Annotated in this window: 24 protein-coding genes; 12 read left to right on the plus strand and 12 right to left on the minus strand. The window is 36.1% G+C overall.

Annotated elements, in window-relative coordinates:
- The first annotated feature begins 8 nt into the window (after positions 1-8).
- From DXB58_RS14220 to DXB58_RS14265, 10 genes are all read left to right on the plus strand, one after another.
- On the plus strand, positions 9-422 hold the full coding sequence (locus tag DXB58_RS14220; protein ID WP_117980183.1) for a hypothetical protein: 414 nt from the start codon (positions 9-11) through the stop codon (positions 420-422).
- Positions 423-427: 5 nt separating this feature from the next.
- On the plus strand, positions 428-613 hold the full coding sequence (locus DXB58_RS14225; RefSeq protein WP_005681099.1) for a hypothetical protein: 186 nt from the start codon (positions 428-430) through the stop codon (positions 611-613).
- Positions 594-1,193 (plus strand): hypothetical protein, encoded by a 600-nt coding sequence (locus tag DXB58_RS14230; RefSeq protein ID WP_117980182.1) that lies wholly within the window; start codon positions 594-596, stop codon positions 1,191-1,193. Before DXB58_RS14225 ends, DXB58_RS14230 begins: the two co-directional genes overlap by 20 nt.
- Positions 1,194-1,241: 48 nt before the next feature.
- Complete coding sequence (locus DXB58_RS14235) at positions 1,242-2,915, plus strand: DEAD/DEAH box helicase (protein ID WP_117980181.1); 1,674 nt, start codon at positions 1,242-1,244, stop codon at positions 2,913-2,915.
- Positions 2,916-3,071: 156 nt separating this feature from the next.
- Entirely contained in the window at positions 3,072-3,719 is a 648-nt protein-coding gene (locus DXB58_RS14240) for a DUF3560 domain-containing protein (protein ID WP_117980180.1), read from the plus strand.
- Positions 3,720-3,761: 42 nt separating this feature from the next.
- Positions 3,762-3,947, plus strand: coding sequence for a hypothetical protein (locus DXB58_RS14245; protein ID WP_117980179.1), 186 nt, complete (start codon positions 3,762-3,764; stop codon positions 3,945-3,947).
- Between the two features lie 28 nt (positions 3,948-3,975).
- Positions 3,976-4,203 (plus strand): hypothetical protein, encoded by a 228-nt coding sequence (locus DXB58_RS14250; RefSeq protein ID WP_117980178.1) that lies wholly within the window; start codon positions 3,976-3,978, stop codon positions 4,201-4,203.
- Positions 4,204-4,337: 134 nt separating this feature from the next.
- Complete coding sequence (locus DXB58_RS14255) at positions 4,338-4,772, plus strand: zinc-finger-containing protein (protein ID WP_115484612.1); 435 nt, start codon at positions 4,338-4,340, stop codon at positions 4,770-4,772.
- A gap of 61 nt (positions 4,773-4,833) precedes the next feature.
- On the plus strand, positions 4,834-5,238 hold the full coding sequence (locus DXB58_RS14260; protein WP_117980194.1) for a VRR-NUC domain-containing protein: 405 nt from the start codon (positions 4,834-4,836) through the stop codon (positions 5,236-5,238).
- 104 nt (positions 5,239-5,342) lie between these two features.
- On the plus strand, positions 5,343-5,630 hold the full coding sequence (locus DXB58_RS14265; RefSeq protein WP_117980177.1) for a hypothetical protein: 288 nt from the start codon (positions 5,343-5,345) through the stop codon (positions 5,628-5,630).
- Positions 5,631-5,640: 10 nt separating this feature from the next.
- Here DXB58_RS14265 and DXB58_RS14270 read toward each other — a convergent pair whose 3' ends face one another.
- From DXB58_RS14270 to DXB58_RS14325, 12 genes are all read right to left on the minus strand, one after another.
- Positions 5,641-6,975 carry an AbiH family protein gene (locus tag DXB58_RS14270; RefSeq protein WP_117980176.1) on the minus strand — a complete coding sequence of 445 codons (1,335 nt, stop codon included), beginning with the start codon at positions 6,973-6,975 and terminating at the stop codon, positions 5,641-5,643.
- Positions 6,976-7,051: 76 nt separating this feature from the next.
- Positions 7,052-7,540: a hypothetical protein gene (locus DXB58_RS14275; RefSeq protein ID WP_117980175.1), complete on the minus strand. Its 489-nt coding sequence runs from the start codon at positions 7,538-7,540 to the stop codon at positions 7,052-7,054.
- Positions 7,533-8,237: a hypothetical protein gene (locus DXB58_RS14280; RefSeq protein WP_117980174.1), complete on the minus strand. Its 705-nt coding sequence runs from the start codon at positions 8,235-8,237 to the stop codon at positions 7,533-7,535. Before DXB58_RS14280 ends, DXB58_RS14275 begins: the two co-directional genes overlap by 8 nt.
- Before the next feature lie 209 nt (positions 8,238-8,446).
- Positions 8,447-8,734: a hypothetical protein gene (locus tag DXB58_RS14285; RefSeq protein WP_117980173.1), complete on the minus strand. Its 288-nt coding sequence runs from the start codon at positions 8,732-8,734 to the stop codon at positions 8,447-8,449.
- 9 nt (positions 8,735-8,743) lie between these two features.
- Positions 8,744-9,073 (minus strand): hypothetical protein, encoded by a 330-nt coding sequence (locus tag DXB58_RS14290; RefSeq protein WP_117980172.1) that lies wholly within the window; start codon positions 9,071-9,073, stop codon positions 8,744-8,746.
- A 126-nt stretch (positions 9,074-9,199) separates the two neighbouring features.
- On the minus strand, positions 9,200-10,069 hold the full coding sequence (locus DXB58_RS14295; RefSeq protein ID WP_122137216.1) for a hypothetical protein: 870 nt from the start codon (positions 10,067-10,069) through the stop codon (positions 9,200-9,202).
- A gap of 114 nt (positions 10,070-10,183) precedes the next feature.
- Positions 10,184-10,693, minus strand: coding sequence for a histidine kinase (locus tag DXB58_RS14300; protein WP_117980170.1), 510 nt, complete (start codon positions 10,691-10,693; stop codon positions 10,184-10,186).
- Positions 10,690-11,184: an N-acetylmuramoyl-L-alanine amidase gene (locus DXB58_RS14305; protein WP_117980169.1), complete on the minus strand. Its 495-nt coding sequence runs from the start codon at positions 11,182-11,184 to the stop codon at positions 10,690-10,692. The genes DXB58_RS14300 and DXB58_RS14305 overlap by 4 nt, the downstream gene beginning before the upstream one ends.
- Positions 11,181-11,639: a phage holin family protein gene (locus tag DXB58_RS14310; protein WP_049702776.1), complete on the minus strand. Its 459-nt coding sequence runs from the start codon at positions 11,637-11,639 to the stop codon at positions 11,181-11,183. Before DXB58_RS14310 ends, DXB58_RS14305 begins: the two co-directional genes overlap by 4 nt.
- Before the next feature lie 27 nt (positions 11,640-11,666).
- Positions 11,667-11,933, minus strand: a complete 267-nt coding sequence (locus DXB58_RS14315) for a hypothetical protein (RefSeq protein WP_117980168.1) — start codon at positions 11,931-11,933, stop codon at positions 11,667-11,669.
- Positions 11,930-12,253, minus strand: a complete 324-nt coding sequence (locus DXB58_RS14320) for a hypothetical protein (protein ID WP_008998680.1) — start codon at positions 12,251-12,253, stop codon at positions 11,930-11,932. The genes DXB58_RS14315 and DXB58_RS14320 overlap by 4 nt, the downstream gene beginning before the upstream one ends.
- A gap of 11 nt (positions 12,254-12,264) precedes the next feature.
- Complete coding sequence (locus tag DXB58_RS14325; protein WP_122137218.1) at positions 12,265-16,263, minus strand: hypothetical protein; 3,999 nt, start codon at positions 16,261-16,263, stop codon at positions 12,265-12,267.
- Positions 16,264-16,731: 468 nt separating this feature from the next.
- Between DXB58_RS14325 and DXB58_RS14335 the strand changes: the two genes are divergently transcribed.
- Positions 16,732-17,139: a hypothetical protein gene (locus DXB58_RS14335; protein ID WP_147338731.1), complete on the plus strand. Its 408-nt coding sequence runs from the start codon at positions 16,732-16,734 to the stop codon at positions 17,137-17,139.
- Between the two features lie 23 nt (positions 17,140-17,162).
- Positions 17,163-17,570: a hypothetical protein gene (locus DXB58_RS14340; RefSeq protein ID WP_122137224.1), complete on the plus strand. Its 408-nt coding sequence runs from the start codon at positions 17,163-17,165 to the stop codon at positions 17,568-17,570.
- Positions 17,571-17,694: the final 124 nt, after the last annotated feature.

Below are 17,694 nucleotides of genomic sequence, written 5' to 3' on the forward strand. Positions count from 1 at the left end.
AAAACAATATGAATTTACTTATTACATCAAAAGAACAAATATTGGCCGAATTAACCAATATAGATTCATTCCTTAATATAACTATGAGCGAAGATGTAGCAGAAGCTGTACAACGCGGTAATGACTTAGCTGTATATGTTGCTCGTTCCGGCAAATTGCTCGCAGATTCAAAATATTGGCTCAATGAGGCAATGAAATCCGAGGTCATGCAGACGCTTGTAGACACGGCAAAAAGTGCGAAAGCAACAGCGACAGCGATAAATGCTCTAGTCAATTCTTTATGTCGGGAAGAGAGATACTTAGTTGATTGGTGCGAACGTTGCAATCGGACGGCAACACATCAATTATCGTGGTGTGTAACTGTAATAAGTAAAGCTAAGGCAGAAATGCAAATGTCCGGAATGTATAACAACAAAAAGTAATTATCATGAAAAATCTAAGAAGAGTCACAATCGGAATATCCGTTATCGGCCTGTTTACGGCATTATCTTTCTCTCAAAGAGAAGATGCTACAACTAGAGAAATAACTACGGCTGCCGTAATGGGAGTTGTATCAACGTTTAGTATTATCACTTTATCAACTAAAGAAGATTATGGAACAAGCAAAAAATGAAATCAAGAAAGCGATTATTAAAAAGGACCGCTTGAATGTAGTGTACAATGAACGTTTTTCGGAAGCAAACTACACGAATGTAATTAGCAAGAACTGCGATCAGATCATTCATAGTGACTTAAGAGAGACATTTAATCGTCTCAAATTACATCTTGTCGTATTATGCGAACAGCCGGAAGCTGCCAATATTAATAAGGATAGTTTTACGTCTCCTGGCTATTCAGAGATTCTTGAAAATTACATCATAACCGGCTATGCAAACGATAGCGTCGATGGTGTGTCTGGAATTACTATTATGGGGGCTAAATTACTTCAGTCCGGCAAAGTTGTTGATCTGAAAATCTTCGTTCCTCTCCTTGATGCAGACTATCCTTACTATGAAGAATTGAGCATTGATGCGGCAGCTTGTGACGCAGAAGTTGAGAGTTATCTGTTTGAAGAGAAATGGGGAGTCAGACAGGAACGTCTTGATTTTGATACAGACGAACCGGAAGAAGCCGTTATAATTGAAGATAAACCTAAAAAAAGAGGGCGAAAGAAGCAAATAGAAGCTCCAGCTCCTTTAGATGCAACTGCATAACACCAATCACTATAGGGGGATAATTCCCCCTACAAAATACTCTAAATCATGAATATCGAATTAAAAGGAGATAATTTTGAATTATCTTTCAAGTATAAACCTTCTATCGTAGATCGGATCAGGCAGATTCCTGGAAGACGTTTTGACGGTACCCGAAAAGTTTGGATTATTCCGACTAGGAGTAGAGTTGATCTTGAAAGGATGATTTATCAAATACAGCAATTTGAGAATATAAACTGGCTTAGTGGCAATGAAAAAAGGGAAGAAGAAGCTGTTTACGATATTCCGGAACTTCCGGAGCTGGTCATTCCTCATAATCTTAAAATTCAACCTTATCCTTATCAACTTAAAGGCATTGCTCGAGGATTAGAATTAAAACGGTTTATGAACTGTGATGAACCGGGACTCGGTAAGACATTGCAGAGTATTGCAACAATTAATATCGCTGGTGCTTTTCCTTGTCTTGTTATTTGTCCTTCTTCATTAAAAATAAACTGGATGCGTGAATGGGAGAAGTTTACGGACAAAAAAGCAATGATCTTAACTGATAAAGTACGTGATACTTGGACTTTTTTCTTTCAAACAGGAATGCATCAGGTATTTATAGTCAATTATGAGTCTTTAAAAAAGTACTTTGTACAACGTATAAAGAAGTCCGAAGGCTGGACGCTACGAGATGTAGAATTTAGAAACTCAATCAACTTATTCAAATCAGTTATCATTGATGAGAGTCATCGTTGTAAATCTGCATCTACCCAGCAGGCTAAATTCTGTAAAGGGATATGCACCGGCAAAGAATGGATTATCGAATTGACGGGAACCCCAGTTGTCAACAGGCCAAAAGACCTGATTCCACAGCTAGCAATATTGAATCGTATGGAAGATTTTGGAGGTTATAAGCCTTTTGTTAACCGATACTGTTCAGGTCAAAGAGAAGCGTCAAATTTGAAAGAATTAAATTTCAACCTATGGAAATACTGTATGTTTCGACGTGAAAAGTCACTAGTTCTTACAGATCTTCCAGATAAAATACGTCAAGTAAACACATGTGAAATTACTAATCGTAAGGAGTACGTAGATGCCGAACGTGATCTTATTATGTATCTACAGAAATATAAGGATGCCGATGATGAAAAGATTGAAAAGGCTTTGCGTGGTGAAGTCATGGTACGTATCAATATTCTTCGGCAGATCTCCGCACGTGGAAAAGTACGCGATGTTATTGAATTTGTGAAAGACTTCCGGGAGAATGGAAAGAAAATAATCCTCTTTTGTTCTCTTCATGAGGTTGTAGACCAACTGAAACGTTACTTTCCCACTGCTGTATCAGTTACCGGAAGAGATTCCCAAGATGATAAGCAAAGAGCGGTTGATGCCTTCCAGAATAATCCTAAGACAGATATAATTATTTGCTCTATTAAAGCGGCTGGAGTTGGCTTAACGCTTACTGCATCAAGCAATGTCGCTTTTGTTGAGTTCCCTTGGACATACGCTGATTGTTGTCAGTGCGAAGACCGGGCACACCGTATCGGGCAAAAGGACTCTGTTACCTGTTACTACTTTCTTGGTCGGCGAACTATTGATGAAAAAGTTTATCGCATAATTCAAGAGAAGAAAAATATCGCTAATGCAGTAACCGGATCTACGGAAGACATTGAGGAAAATATCGTTGATATGGTTGCACGAATATTTGATACAGATTATGATGATGAGGGGTTTTAAAATGGAGCCACAACAGAAAATAGACCGGTTAAAGAAAGCGGGCTACCAAGTTCAAGAGAAAGGTAACAAGATTCGTGTTACCAAAGGATCATTAATAATCAATGGAACAATTAACCAAGTACACAAAGAAGTTTTTAATCAATAATTATAGGCACTATGAATACGTATAGTAAATATGTACCAAATGTTTTTCTTGCAAAATGTAGTGAAAAACATGAAAAAGGAGAAGTAATCGAGGTTACAACCAAGTATGGAAAAGAAAATGAATGTATTGTTTTCAACCTCATTTACGAACGTGATGGATTCTATTATTACTCAATCGTACGGGCTGATGGCTTTAATGTGCAAGAGTGGGCTAAACAAAGGGCTGAACGTCGTCATGAATGGGCTATATCTGCTGTACAGAAAAGTAGTGAATATTACAACAAGTCCAATAAAGATAAGGATTTTCTTTCTCTAGGTGAACCTATCAAAGTGGGACATCATAGCGAGAAGCGACACAGAAAAGCGATAGATGATGCATGGAACAATATGGGTAAAAGTGTTCAGTTTGACGAAAAAGCAGCCGAGCACGAAAGGATAGCTAAATATTGGGAACAACGTGCAAATACAATCAATTTATCCATGCCGGAGAGTATTGATTTCTACGAGCATAAACTTGAAGTTGCTCAAAAATATCACGAAGCCGTTAAATCGGGAAAGTGCCCGCGTAGTCATTCTTATGCTCTTACTTATGCAAAGAAAGAAGTAAATGAATTACAAAAGAAATACGAACTCGCAAAGACACTGTGGGGAGATGTTTAATCTAGTAGCCTTCGGGCTACTATAATTCAAGCCTGATTAGATATGAATGATTATAAAGATAAATATGGATATACAACTCGTAGGAAAATAGAAGTTCCCCAAAGAGAGTTGACTATTCGAGGACATAAGGTATCTGATATTAAAAGAGAAGATATTGAAAATTTCTGTAAAGCAAGAGCCATTTCACCTGAATGGTTGGTGAGTGAGCTTATCAAAGAAATTGATTAATGTATAACAATAAAAGAAAAAATAAACTATGCAGTACATATTGACTGAAGAAGAATACAAAAAACTAACTCCTCTTAGAAATGTAGAAGAGCTGGAAGGAAAAATACAGCTACTTAATGATAAGGTAATGATACTTAGTAATCATCCATGTAGTAATGAAAAAGAAAGGATAATTGTTTCATTTTATTGTGATGATTGTCCTATAGGTGCATTTGGAACCAATACGTGTAAAAAGTATCAACGATATTCTAAATGAGAAATTAGAAATGAAACAAAGCAGAATGTGTACAGTAAGTCACGGAAATTGCTTAAGAAGTCCAAACCTTCGGGGAGGTAGTTTAAAGGCTATCTTGCTATGCAGCACCTCTTCTGCTTTGTTTTTAATTAGAAATGAACGAACTCACCAATAGACAGAAACTTATTATACAAGGCAAAATTTGTCCGTATTGTGGAAAAGATACAGAATTTATGGATAGTTCCATTGTATATGGCAAATCTTACGGTATGATTTATATCTGCCGTACCTGCAATGCTTATGTTGGTGTACATAAAGGAACCGATCAGGCTTTAGGCAGATTAGCCAACAAACAGCTCCGAGTGCTCAAACATGAAGCACACGAATATTTCGATAAGATATGGCGATTCAAGTTAATGAAGCGAACAGAAGCTTATACATGGCTCTCGTCTGTATTAGAACTTCCAGAAGAATATACACATATCGGAATGTTCTCTGAAAAAACCTGTAGACAAGTTATATATGTTAGTAAACAGTTACTGCAAAAATATGGAATCGAATCTAAGACACCTTATTGCGAAAATGACTAAAGAAAAGTGCATTTTATGCGGAAAAGAAACGGTATCGGTTATTAAAACCGGTACCGTCTTTATGTGTTATAATTGTTATGCAGATCAGCGTAATCCTACGCGCTCTAAAGAAGTACATAATAACGAGGAAGCTCGAATACAAACAGAGTTCTTTAAACTTATTCCTCTATATTTCCCTAATATACCTGACAAACTTATATTTGCCGTTCCGAACGGTGGAAGCCGTCATATACGTGAAGCTGCTAACCTGAAACGTCAAGGAGTAAAGCCTGGTGTTTCTGATGTGATCGTACTTATTCCCAAAAAGGGTTTTGCTTCTCTCTGTATAGAGTTTAAAACGAAGGTGGGGAAACAATCAGAATATCAAAAAGAGTTTCAAAAACAGGCTGAAAGTTGCCGAAATAAATACGTTATAGTCCGAAGTGCATTACAAGCAATTGAAGAACTACGAAAATATCTTTCTTAATAGAATTGAAATTTGTAATACTGAAATTCCACAGATTGAAATAGCTTTTATGTGATAGGGGAGAGGGCAGCTATTTTTTATATCTTTGCTCTAAAAATACAAGTATGACATTTGAAGAAGCAGTATCATTAGCTGATAGGATAAAAGAGCAAGTTATCGGTGTACCTGTTAAAGGCCGCTTGATTGAATCTTTGTTCATTGGGCCTACAAACTGGAATGAAATGCATGTTTTTATGAATATCTGTCTTCAAAAAGGGGAAGATGAAGCTATCGACGAGTTTATTGGAAAAAGTTTCTCTGTGTATGGTAGGTCTGTAACCTATATTAATCCGGATCTTCCTCGGTGGGATGTAATAGTGTTGGATGACTGGGAGAAAACTATTTATAATTGAAAGAGGTAGCTTATTTGGCTACCTCTTTTTTTACTGGTACCAAAGGAGAGCAACTTTCTCGGTTTACAACTATATCACGCATATTAGGCTTATTATTAAAATTACGAGATATGTTCTTTACAATATCAGTATAGTTATCAGAACATCTCTCAAGGTTATCAGAATTTCCCTTATACTGATAATAAAATACCTTAATTGATAAACAATTATCATGTTCAAATAAAGTATTTAATAGAGTTCTATCAGAATTTCCACAAGAATGTCCCATTACAAATACCTGATATGGTCCTAATGCTATAAATTTCAATAATTCTCTATAGTTCTTTGTTTGATGATATTTTATAGACTTAATATTTTCTAGAAAATCATTATTTTGTAATCCTTCTATTTTTCTATAATCATCATCCAATTCATCGCCATATCCAAAGATAATGGGATTATTTTCATTATCTAATTCCCCATGGATATTGATTATTTCATTAGGGTTATCACTTGCATATAATTTTTCTGCGGTGTTTGTATAATTAAAGTTGAGAATTAATGTGCTTGGTATAAAATACTTCTCTTTAAAAGATTTCTTATTGATATGTTTTTTTATGAATAGCATTTGTTCTTCCTCTTTTGTCATACATAAATTGTATTGAGGGTCATTTTCTTTATCATGTCGGAAGTCTATATCATCTCCTGAATAGAACATCTCTGAAAAAATAGAATCAACGAATGCCGTTTGTTTACAAGTCGCAATTTCATCAAATTCTACAAAACTCGAAAAAGCTTCTTGGATTGACTGGTGTATACTTATTTCTGTATTTTTAGTAACTTTGGTCAAGTACTCCTCTAATAGTCTTTTAACATCATCAAATTCTTTGTTTAATGTCCGAATGCTTTCACTTTGTTTTTGAGGATTTCTTTCTTGAAGTAGTTCTTTCAATGCATTATAATATTCATTTTCTATATCTACCCAATTAATGAGGGAACATTGACGAGATATACGTTCAAAAAAACGATTTTTGAACTTTAAATGAACTGTCACTGATGTATTAGGGACACTATTATACTCATTGATTAATGTACATAGTTTTCCAAAAGGACTATTTTCATTATATGAAAAACAAACTTTATTGGTTTCAGTTTTACCACACTCTTTTTCAATACACACAAAATTATCTTTGTAATTTTCAGGGATGTGTTTGGACCCTCCATAATGCTGGTCTAACCACTGCCAGTATCTACCATATACCTGTTCTTCAACAACTGCCCAATAGTCATTAATAAAATCCTTATATCCGGTCTTTAAATTGTGAGCTAAATCAAAACCATTACCAATAATTATAATTCTATTCATACTGGAGACTTATTTAAGTTAATAACAAAAATATCATAATTCTAGAACGAAGTTATGATCGCATTTATTTTCCATATTATATTTTTAAACATTCAATATTCTTCTTGTTTACAAAATCTTCAAACTCACCTTTCAATTCCCTACTCAATTTTAATTCGCTATTCCAAAGAGGTAATCTTTTATTTTGTATAACAGACTCCAATATTAAACAGTATTCTACTAGTAACGGATTGTCATTTTCTGTATTATACCAACATATTTCCAATTCGCAGATAGATAGCGCACGCATTTTTTCAGGCCACAGTTTCCATCTAGGAGTCTTTTGCTGCTTCCCAATTATTCGTCTTTTTAGTCCTCCTTTGCGATGCACTGTCTTTCCATTTTCTATATGCCCTGAACTTCCGATATAAACTGGAACCTTCGTCCCTTTAAAATAGCCATATACAATATACACTCCACAACAATCATCAGGAATTTGAGCCTTCTCACATTCTCTATTCAAATTGTCATTAATTGTAAATTTTAAACATCCCTGTTTATTATAGCGATTTAATAAATCAAACATACCTTTCCAAATGTTTTTTTATTATTTTTGCCATCTCCTTTAACATATCATCCTTTACATCCGCACTTAGCTGACGAGTGTGGATTACAAGTTTTCTACCACTGGCATCATGATGAGTATAAAACCAATTCCCTTTATTAAACAAAAATCTACCGACATCATCACCATCATAAGTGACACCAAAAATCTTATCTATCTCGCGAATATTGTCATTATTCTGAATATAATTAGAACATGCTAATATAATCACAGGAAAACTTTGAATAAAGGAGGATACCTGGAATAATTCTTTCCGTGAGGAAATTCCACTTTTATCGGCTTGAGCAGTTCGGAGACTAGGGGTATCATTTATCTCGGTAGTAAATATTTGAGTTGGGAAATCAACATACCGATTGTGAAACCCTTCGCTGCCATAGATATAATCTTTTAATCTCTGGTACTTGCTCCAAGTATTTACACCCCACCCCTTTGCTACGTTAACATCTTGTTCTACTTTATGACATAACTCCATAATTGTATCATTACTAACATGATTATCCCACATAGATGCATTGCTGTTATAAGACTCATCAGGTTCTTCCATTGCAGACTCTTTACCCACTATTAGTATTTTAGAGTTAGGGTTTCCCCAACCAACATATTTGCCATTTTGATTACAGTAATTTACAAATTCCTTAAATTCATCTAAGTATTCCATAGTATATCAATTTTATTTGGACAAATATATATGATTATTTTATATACGACAAATAATAATTAAAAAGCCCCGACTACACTTAGTCGAGGCTCATTCCTATTGGAGTAAATAATGCAGTATCAGAACCTTTTCATAGGTTAGTGTTAAAAATCCTTTAATCAACATTTATCAGTCAACGATGTCGCAAAAAAGCTCAACTAAGAACAATATTATTGATAATTTCTTATCTTCGATAAATGAACACCTCGTATTCGTTTTGCAAATTCTGTAGCTATCTGTATGTTTTCATAACTTCTTGAAATATTGAAAGTTATATCACATCCCAAATAAGATTCCAACTTATCTTCAATAGAAACAAACACAAAAATAGAACAACCATTTACAGTCATTTTTGCCTTTTCACCTGCTTTATCCCATTCCAGTTTTTTCTCTAACATACTATAAAGATTAATATCGGAAAGAATCTTTACATCATTTATATTTCTAAAATGTGCCATAATTCTATTTTACTCAATAATTCTAGTAGACTTTAGTAAGCCAATAAATGGAGTTTGCTTTCTGTCAATATACGGTTTGACATTTTGGGTATTGATACATTCCATATCACGGACTTGCCTAAATGCGGAAATAAATTGATTCTTATTGATAGTCTCTCCTTCAGTGGCTCTAACACTTCCTTCCCTTCCACCTTTGTATTCTATAGAATCAATTATGACCTTGGCGTTATATTTAATACCAGTAGAGGATAAAAACTGCTTGTTCTTATTAATATAAGCTACTACTACATTCCAAACCTCATTGGCCGGCATTCTTGCATATTCATGTTTGACTTTCATTATGGATCTTTTTTTGCAAAGATATGAAAAGTTCAAATATACAATGCAAGTAGGGTAAAATAAAAAACGAATCAGAGAGACGGGGCAATGGATTATGACGACAAGCGACTTACAATAATAATTTGTTCAAAACAATCTATTTTGTACAGGAGCTGTTATATGCTCTATAAATTCCAAGATTTTATATCCCTTATTTTCATAAGCTTTATATTCAGGATTGTATTTTTTTATAATTTTCATTTTTACCTTTATTGAGTCCCCTTTTGCGAATCTTGCGCCACTATCTATATGCTTCATGAGGGCATCATCTTTTACTATTATAGATATTTTAAATCCATTATACAGAAACTGCCATGTAGCTCCCTTTTCGAAAGACAATTTAGTTATTACCAATATAGCATCAACAACTTCTTCATCCTCATTTGGAATTTCCTTTTCTGTATCGAAATCCGAATAAATAAGTTCTTTGAAGTCTTTTCTTTCAAAATGAATAGGTTTCATCTTATCGACAGAAATAGTCATCCCCTCTACATTAGCATCTTCATCTGCCGTTTCAATGGATTTACTGATAGCCTCTCTTACAATAGGTTGATTATACACATTGATTATTGTATCTCCAATTGTATTATTATTCCCCTCTATTTTGATTTCTAATTTAGCTGTATCTTTCTCTTCTTCACTTTTTATAGGCTTACCTTTAAAATAGCTATATGCCGAGAAAACACCTCCAGCAACAGATACCAAATCCGATAAATAGCCAACGCTTCCAGAAGAAAAGATGGATGCTATAACGTTCTCCAATAATGCTATATCAATAACAAAAGATCCCTTCTCTATCGCATTAACTTTGACTGATACACTTCTTGCTCCTCCACCAAGTTCCTTATTAGCTTCTGCAATAATTGTATTATAATGAATAAGCGCGTTGATCAGTGTATTAGAATCAATCTGATGTTCTTGACCTTCAAACTTAATTTGCATTGTTTCCTTTTTCATCGGTATTTTTATTTTTGCAAAGAAATGTAAAAAAAATGATCTAGCCATAATAAGAGGGTATGTTTTATAATATATTTATATTATAACAATATACAAGGAAACAATGTTTACCTACTACTTCCTTCTCTTTTTATATATAAGCCAGCCAATGCCGATTAAGATAATGATACCTATATAGACTTTATCTTTATGCAAATCCCACCAAGATAATTCGATGACTTTTTCTTTCTGATTCATTAAGGCATTCATTTTGTTATTTATCGTATCCAATCGATTAGAAAATTGCTGTAAAGTAATAGATAATGTTTCATAAATTTCGGTCCGTTCTTGCTCCTGTTTGGAAGCGGTGGTAGTACTTTCTTTGACCGGGTATTGTTTTCCGGTTGAATCCGGAAGCGACAAGTAAACTGTTTTATTCTCAATTTTCAGATCACTCAACTTGTCAGTAGTAATTTTCGTTTGCTTATTCACATCCAGCCGTAGTGATTCAATTAAGTTTCGCAAATACAAGAAATCCCCTGAATAGTCAATCTGCTTTTGCGTCTCTATGTTACGAGAAGTTTTGCAGGAAGTGAACCATATTCCCGACATCAGGAATATGGTTATATAAATTAGTATTTTCATGGCCGGATCACTGTATTACGAAGAAAATTAGAAAATTCACTCTTAACATCGAAGCAGGGGCACGCCTTAATATATTCTTTTGGCTCTACCTCTCCGCTGCCGTCCAGATCCGGAGAAGTATCACGGTGTCCGAGTACTTCAATTATAGGGTATTCCTTACAGAGCTTCGCGACCAATTCGCATAGTGCTGTCCTTTGAGCTGGAGTACGTGTATCTGCAGGTTTTCCAGATGTGTCTAGCCCACCGATGTAGCAGATGCCAACGCTATGCTTATTATAGGATAAATCAGAGAATCCCTTCGTATTGCAGTGTGCCCCGTCAATGGATAGTGGGCGGCCATTCTCTACCATTCCATCAAGGTCTATGACGAAGTTATAACCGATCTGACTAAAGCCTCTTTGCTTGTGCATCCGGTCAATGTCCTTTGCACATAAATCCTGTCCGGCACGTGTGGCCGAACAATGAATGATAATAGCATCAATAGTTTTCATTTTGCGTCTCCTTTTTGTAAGTAGTTCGTTAAATAGGGGATGTTCTTTATAAACTCAACACTTAATACATAGTGCAAGAAAGCTACTACCTTATGGCCATTGCTAGAGTTGGGTAGAATTTCTTTGATATTCCTTAGAATGTTCACCCCGTAGAAATAGAAAACGCTATACGTAATAAATGAAACACATTGTAGCGCACCTTCCGGATTTCCTTTGTGTTCACCAATAAAGTAGATGCAGCTAACCAAGGCAAAGAAAATAGTTGCTTCTACGATACACCTCCAAGCCTTTTTAAAAGAAAAACTCTCATGATTGATAAGGAGTGCAGTAAGTAGCCCGCAAATGAAATTGAGGGCAAATACAGCAATAAGACTTTTGATCTCCCCAGAAATAGGATTGAGATAAGCAGCTATGCCGGTAACCAATCCAATAAGTAAGTTTTTGAAATAATCCATATCATTTTTATCTAAAATATTAATACTTTATTTTAATACCTCGCTACAATCATCAATAGCTGTCTGAAATACTTGTTTCACTTCCTCGGGAGTCAGCCCGTGATCCTCATGTAGAGAAAAGCCGGTTACTCCATTTCGCGAAGTATTGAAGAAACCTACTGTGGCTTCATCCTTAATAATCTCGGCAGTAATATCTTTGATAGCCTCGGTACCACGGGTTGACATTCTGTACTTAATCCTGATAGCGTCCGTAACCTTAGTTGTGGCAGTACTGTTAGTTGATGTAATGTTCATTCTTTACCTCCTCCTTCAATTAGTTCATTAATTTGCCCGAAAGCACCTGCCGTAAAGACATCTGCACAAATCTCCTTTAAGAGAGTAGCGTCTTCTGTTGTAATCTCAAGTATTCCTCGGTTATTTATGATTTGTTGGAGCATATTGTAGGCACGTAGTTTTTTTGCCATATCCATACCTGATTGAGGATTCATACCGGCAGCATAAAGCGCTTCCGAAACCATATCACGAAGAAACTGCTTCTGTTCCTTGCCATTGACTATTTTAATGGCTTCCTTACCTCTAAAATCTATTAAAGGTTTGTTTAAATTTAATTTCATAATCATTAATATTAAGCGATTGATACTAATAGTCCTTTTCTGAACTTCATATTACTACCAAAATCAAAATCAATTCCTTGGTAATAGTTTATACTTCCATCTGAATTCCGGCTTGTAATACAACCAAAATTATCGGCAAGGCATAATTCACTCGATAAAGAACCTTTCACATAAACTCCTCCATCAAAAAAGCCGGCGTATGTTGTACTAGCCAGTGGGTAGCTTCTGTCTGATGCATTTAGATTCCTGGAAGCATAAATACAAGCTCCACCAAAATTGGAACCAATAGATGCGATCCCAAAACGTCCGTCTGTTTCTGCATTGAAAGTAACGTTAACAACGCCTTCTTTTGCCGTTCCAGAACCTAATTTCAAACTACGAGATGTTCCGCCAAAATACCCTGAACGCGTCCAAACGAGACGTCCATTTTCGATAGTAAAACCACCTATGAACCCGGAGTCAGCATCTATCCTGCGAACCTTTATCAAATCAGTATTCAAATACCCGCCTACAACAATTGTAGTACCAAGTTTTACATATTCAACCGCATCCTCAAATGCCAACTTACCCAATCCATCACGATCAATCTTAGAATTAATCATTGTCTGCAGATCACTATGAAGTGCGGTGATTGTAACAGCACCTTCAAGGTTAATTTTAGATGAATGAATCGTCGTTTCACCTGCTGCCTGGTTAATATAAGATATAAGCGTATTGCCGTTTTCCAGTTCTTTAGAAGCATATATCTTATTACCGTCAGCTGTAGTAATCCAACCTGCAGTATCTATCCGCTGCGTCAGGCTGTCAACTCGAGTTACTTGTGCGGAGATTTGAGTATTGAGTACTTTCAAATCGGCTGTACACTCATCGGAATAGCTTTTCAGTTTGTCGTGAATAGCTTTGTTTGCTTCTTCAACAGCTGTATTAAAACTAGCTAAAGCAGAGTTGAATAAAGCGAACTTATCATCTACATTCTTTTTTTCCTCAATAGTCGTTTGTCCATCTGCAATAGCTGTATTGATTGCAGCCATAAGATTATCAATAGCACCAGATAAGGATACCTTGGCATTAAGTAAGGCTGTTTTTGTAGAACCTTCCAGATAGGTATTCACATATAGTTTATTATATGTAGCTTCAACGGCAGATTTTGTATTTTTGACTGTATTCAGATATTTTTCAATGGCTTTCGCTTCCGCCCCGTCAATGATACCGTCCGCAAATGCGCCATCCACATAATCATGTAAGCCATCGACTGAATCGGCAGCGTCCTGCGCAGCCTTAGCAGCGTTCGCTGCATCCTCTAAAGCTTGTATCGCTTGTTTCAGTGCCTCGTCGGAATATTCCTTTAGTTTATCCTGTATTGCCTTATTTGCTTCTTCAACAGCAGTATTAAAATCAGCATAGGCAGAATTAAAAAGAGTGAATTTACTATCCACGTCTTTCTTTTCTTCTGTTGTCGTGAATCCATCAGAAATTGCAGCATTGATAGCATTAATCAAGTTTTCAATACTTCCCATCAATGTAACCTTAGCATTGAGCAAACCAACCTTTGCAGAGCCGGATAAATAAACATTCGTGTAGAGTTTATTATAAGTTGCTTCGATAGCTTGTTTAGTGTTGTTGATCGTATTGATATACTTTTCAATAGCTTTTGCCTCTGTTTCGTCTATAAGACCGTCAGCGAAGGCTCCATCTACATAGTTATGAAGTCCTTCCACTGAATCGGCAGCATCTTTGGCCGCTTTAGCTGCATCCTTTATTTCCTGATGAGCAGCTTCCCATTCAGACAGATTTTCCAATCCGGAAGAACCTGCTTTTATTTGAATGTTACCGCCTATCTCACTTTTTACCAGATCGAAATATGTATCACCATCCGGCGAAAGGATTCTTTCTGTTGTTACGCGGCCCGGCAGAATTTCAGTAAATCCGTATAACTGAACAAAGCTTCTACTACCTTCATACTCGCTGTTAAGCACTCCAGTGAGTAAATGATAATATCCAGCTATCTGTTCCATTTTAATAGCTGTTTCACTCAAGAGGAATGTTCCGGCTTGATTCTCCTTGCCAACTTTAGCATATAGATAATATTTCTTTTCCGGGTCAATGAGTGCCGGAGAATTGTATTCAGCCATATCCCAGTACTTATATTCGTCTGCCTTATGTGAAGAAGAAAGAGAACTAATGCCGAGTGTTAAATGCTGAAGGATTCCTGCCGGAGCGTTCAGTATTCTTGTGCTGGCATTATAAGTAATATTGTGAGATACCTGAACTGGATTCGTTTTTGAATTGACAAAACGGAATTGCAGGCTTTCATCACCTACAAGCAGTTGCATGGTTGAAACGGTTATTGGATTGACAGAGCCGGAGAAGTTCAGCAGTGCATCTTCAAGCATGGACATCGTTTCCTTTGCATCCCGGAACCGACGCTTAGTAAACTGCAGGGCGTCCTTATGCTTGATATCTACCTCTACTTTGTTCGTCTCAATCTTATTCAGATCACTTGAAACAGATGTACTGACTGGTTCGTTTGACAACTCTATTTCCGGAGAATATGGATTATTAATATAGCGCTTGATTCCGATCATGCGAATAAGAGAACCTTCCGGATGAAATTGCGTATCATAGAAATCAACATACCCTCCGAGTACTATTTTACCGCCTATCTCCAACCAGCGTTTTTTAGCCCAAATGCCGTCCAATGTCCCGGTAAATATGAATGCTTTATCTTCATGTTCATACAGGTATTTTGCTGCTTCCTTGAAAGCTTCCCAGCTCGCACCTGTTTGTGTGCTGTCATTACAGATATAAGCCTTCGGCAATTGCATTCCGAACACTGCGTATGTATCACCAACCTTCGGGCGCCAGACTTCCGGTTCCGGCATTGTTATCCCATCAATTTCTTGCGGAACAATTTCAAATCGACGTGCCTCTTTCTTGTCTTTCGCTTCATGGATATACTTTACTTCGAACTCCTTGCCTGTAAGCATGCCGGTTTGGAAAATGACAGTCATACTTTCTCCAGCTATGAGACAATCTTCGAAATTCAACTCTTCCGGGATGTCTTTATCTACAAAGTCAAAGAAGTTATTCTTCTTGTTCACTTCAATAACAGCACTGACAGTACCGACACGGGAAGGATAAATAGCTGTACAGTCCAGACTATCTTCCTTTGCTGTTGTAAGTTCTTTATCGGCACGCATGACACAAGTTCCATCCGCATCGGTCTTATAGATACGTGCCTTAGTAGAATCGAAGCCCTCTTCATTCTCAAATTTGATTCCATCAAATCGGATAGTCTTATTCTTTGGAAGTAACAGGTACTTAGATCCGTATGTAGAATAATCAATATTGCGATCTGTAGTTTCTACCAAAATTATTTCGGGTGGTATCTCCCCGGATTCGCGACCAACACCGACCTTAAAACCGTGGCCTTTACCATACGACAGTTTCAAAGGGTTCTCCTTGTTATACTCAACTTTACGCAGATGGATAGTCTTAATTTGGTTTCCTTCAACCGTTTCTTCAATGATCTGCCATTCTGTTTCATATAGTTCTGCAAGTTGATTGAAAGCATCAAGAATATAGGTGTGATTGTAGTTGATTACTTTTTCCGTTCCTTCAATGCAATCACCGACTTTCCAACCGGTACTCCGACGGTTCAGGTTTTCAACGAGTAGACGTAGGTGTTCATGTGGCTTGGCTGTATATGAGAATTTAATACTTCTGTCAACGGTATGACGTACTTTCCACAGCATAGCATCAGCCTCCCCAGTTTCCAGAATCAGAGTATATTCGAAGTTACGTTCACCGTTCTTCTTGAAATTGCTATCCCTCTTCAAAGAATAACGCTTCCCGTAGAAGTCACACCAGGAGCCAACCGGAATTTCAATATATCCCGGATGAGAAAAATACAAAGTGAGTGTATATTCTCCCATGATAGCTTCATAAGAGTAGCTTTCATCCTTTACTTCAATTTCTATTTCCTTATCACCATTATGCAAAGTTATCATATTACCAGATTTGAATTTATATTATAAAATATAAATACATAAGTGTAATGAACAGAGTGATTCATCTATTCAAAAAGATAGTATTCATTTTATCTATTGCGGGTCATTTTTTACATAAGTTCTCTCGGGACAAATGCAGCGTTGAAAGATTTTTCCAATGTGTCAACAAAGGACCTTGGACAAAATGGATATTATAAGCTACCGGATGGGTTATTGATTCAGTGGGGAACTGGAGGAAATGGGGTAAATCAAATAGTTTACTTTCCTACTAGTTTTTATAATACCTCGTATGTTGTAGTAACTACTGCTATTTCTTCTGTTATGAATTCTATAGTAAAAATGATAAATGGGAAAAATATATCTTATTTCAAAGTCTATTCGGTAGGTCCAACAATTGAAGCTGGGGAGATATTCGGATGGATCGCAATAGGAAGATGGAAGTAGAAATATTATAACATCAATTTGCTTATGAATTGTTTTAGTAGAAAATTAAGAATTATTTTAGTGATTATTTTCTTGCAAAGTTCTCTCGGGACCAACGCAGCATTGAAAGATTTTTCCAATGTTGTTACAAGGAACCTCGGACAGAATGGATATTATAAACTGCCTGATGGCTTGATGATTCAATGGGGGAATTTAGCTTCTTCATACAGAAATAGGAGTATCTATTTACCCACATCTTTTTATGATAACAAATATATAGCAATAGTTGGGGTTTATGATAGTACAGTAGATAGTATTTCAGTTGTGTCATGTAAGATTAAGACGCAATATACAACTTATTTTGTTTTGGTTCCAGTTGCTACATATGGATCTGAATACTATGTTTATGCAACAGAAGGGATAAACTGGTTTGCAATTGGCCGTTGGAAGTAAAATAATTTAATACCGAAATAAAAATGATATACTTTAGTAGAAAATTGGTAGCCATTATTGTAGTCATTTTTGCGCAAAGTTCTCTCGGGACGAACGCCGCATTAAAAGATTTTTCCAATGTGTCAACAAAAAGCCTATCCCAGAACGGATATTATAAGCTACCAGATGGGCTAATGATTCAATGGGGATACGTAACTGGAGCAGCAACTATAAAAACAATTTATTTGAATAGTTCTTTTTTGAATAGCGATTATATTATATCAGGTATAGGAGTTTATTATAATACATCTGAATCTGTTGTAATAGCACCAATTCTTGTATCAAAAACGACATCTAGTATTAGAATGTGTATAAGATATAGTGCTGACAGTGGCGGGGGTGGGTATTCGCCGTGGCCGTATTATTGGTTTGCTGTTGGGCGCTGGAAATAATAAATTTATTCAAACACTAAATTTGATATGAACAATTTAAGTAGAAAAATAGTAGTTATAATCATAGGGCTTTTCTTGCAAAGTTCTCTCGGGACTACGTATGCTTTAGCTGATCTATCGAACG

The organism is Bacteroides sp. OM05-10AA, from assembly GCF_003439055.1.
Lineage (GTDB): Bacteria > Bacteroidota > Bacteroidia > Bacteroidales > Bacteroidaceae > Bacteroides > Bacteroides intestinigallinarum.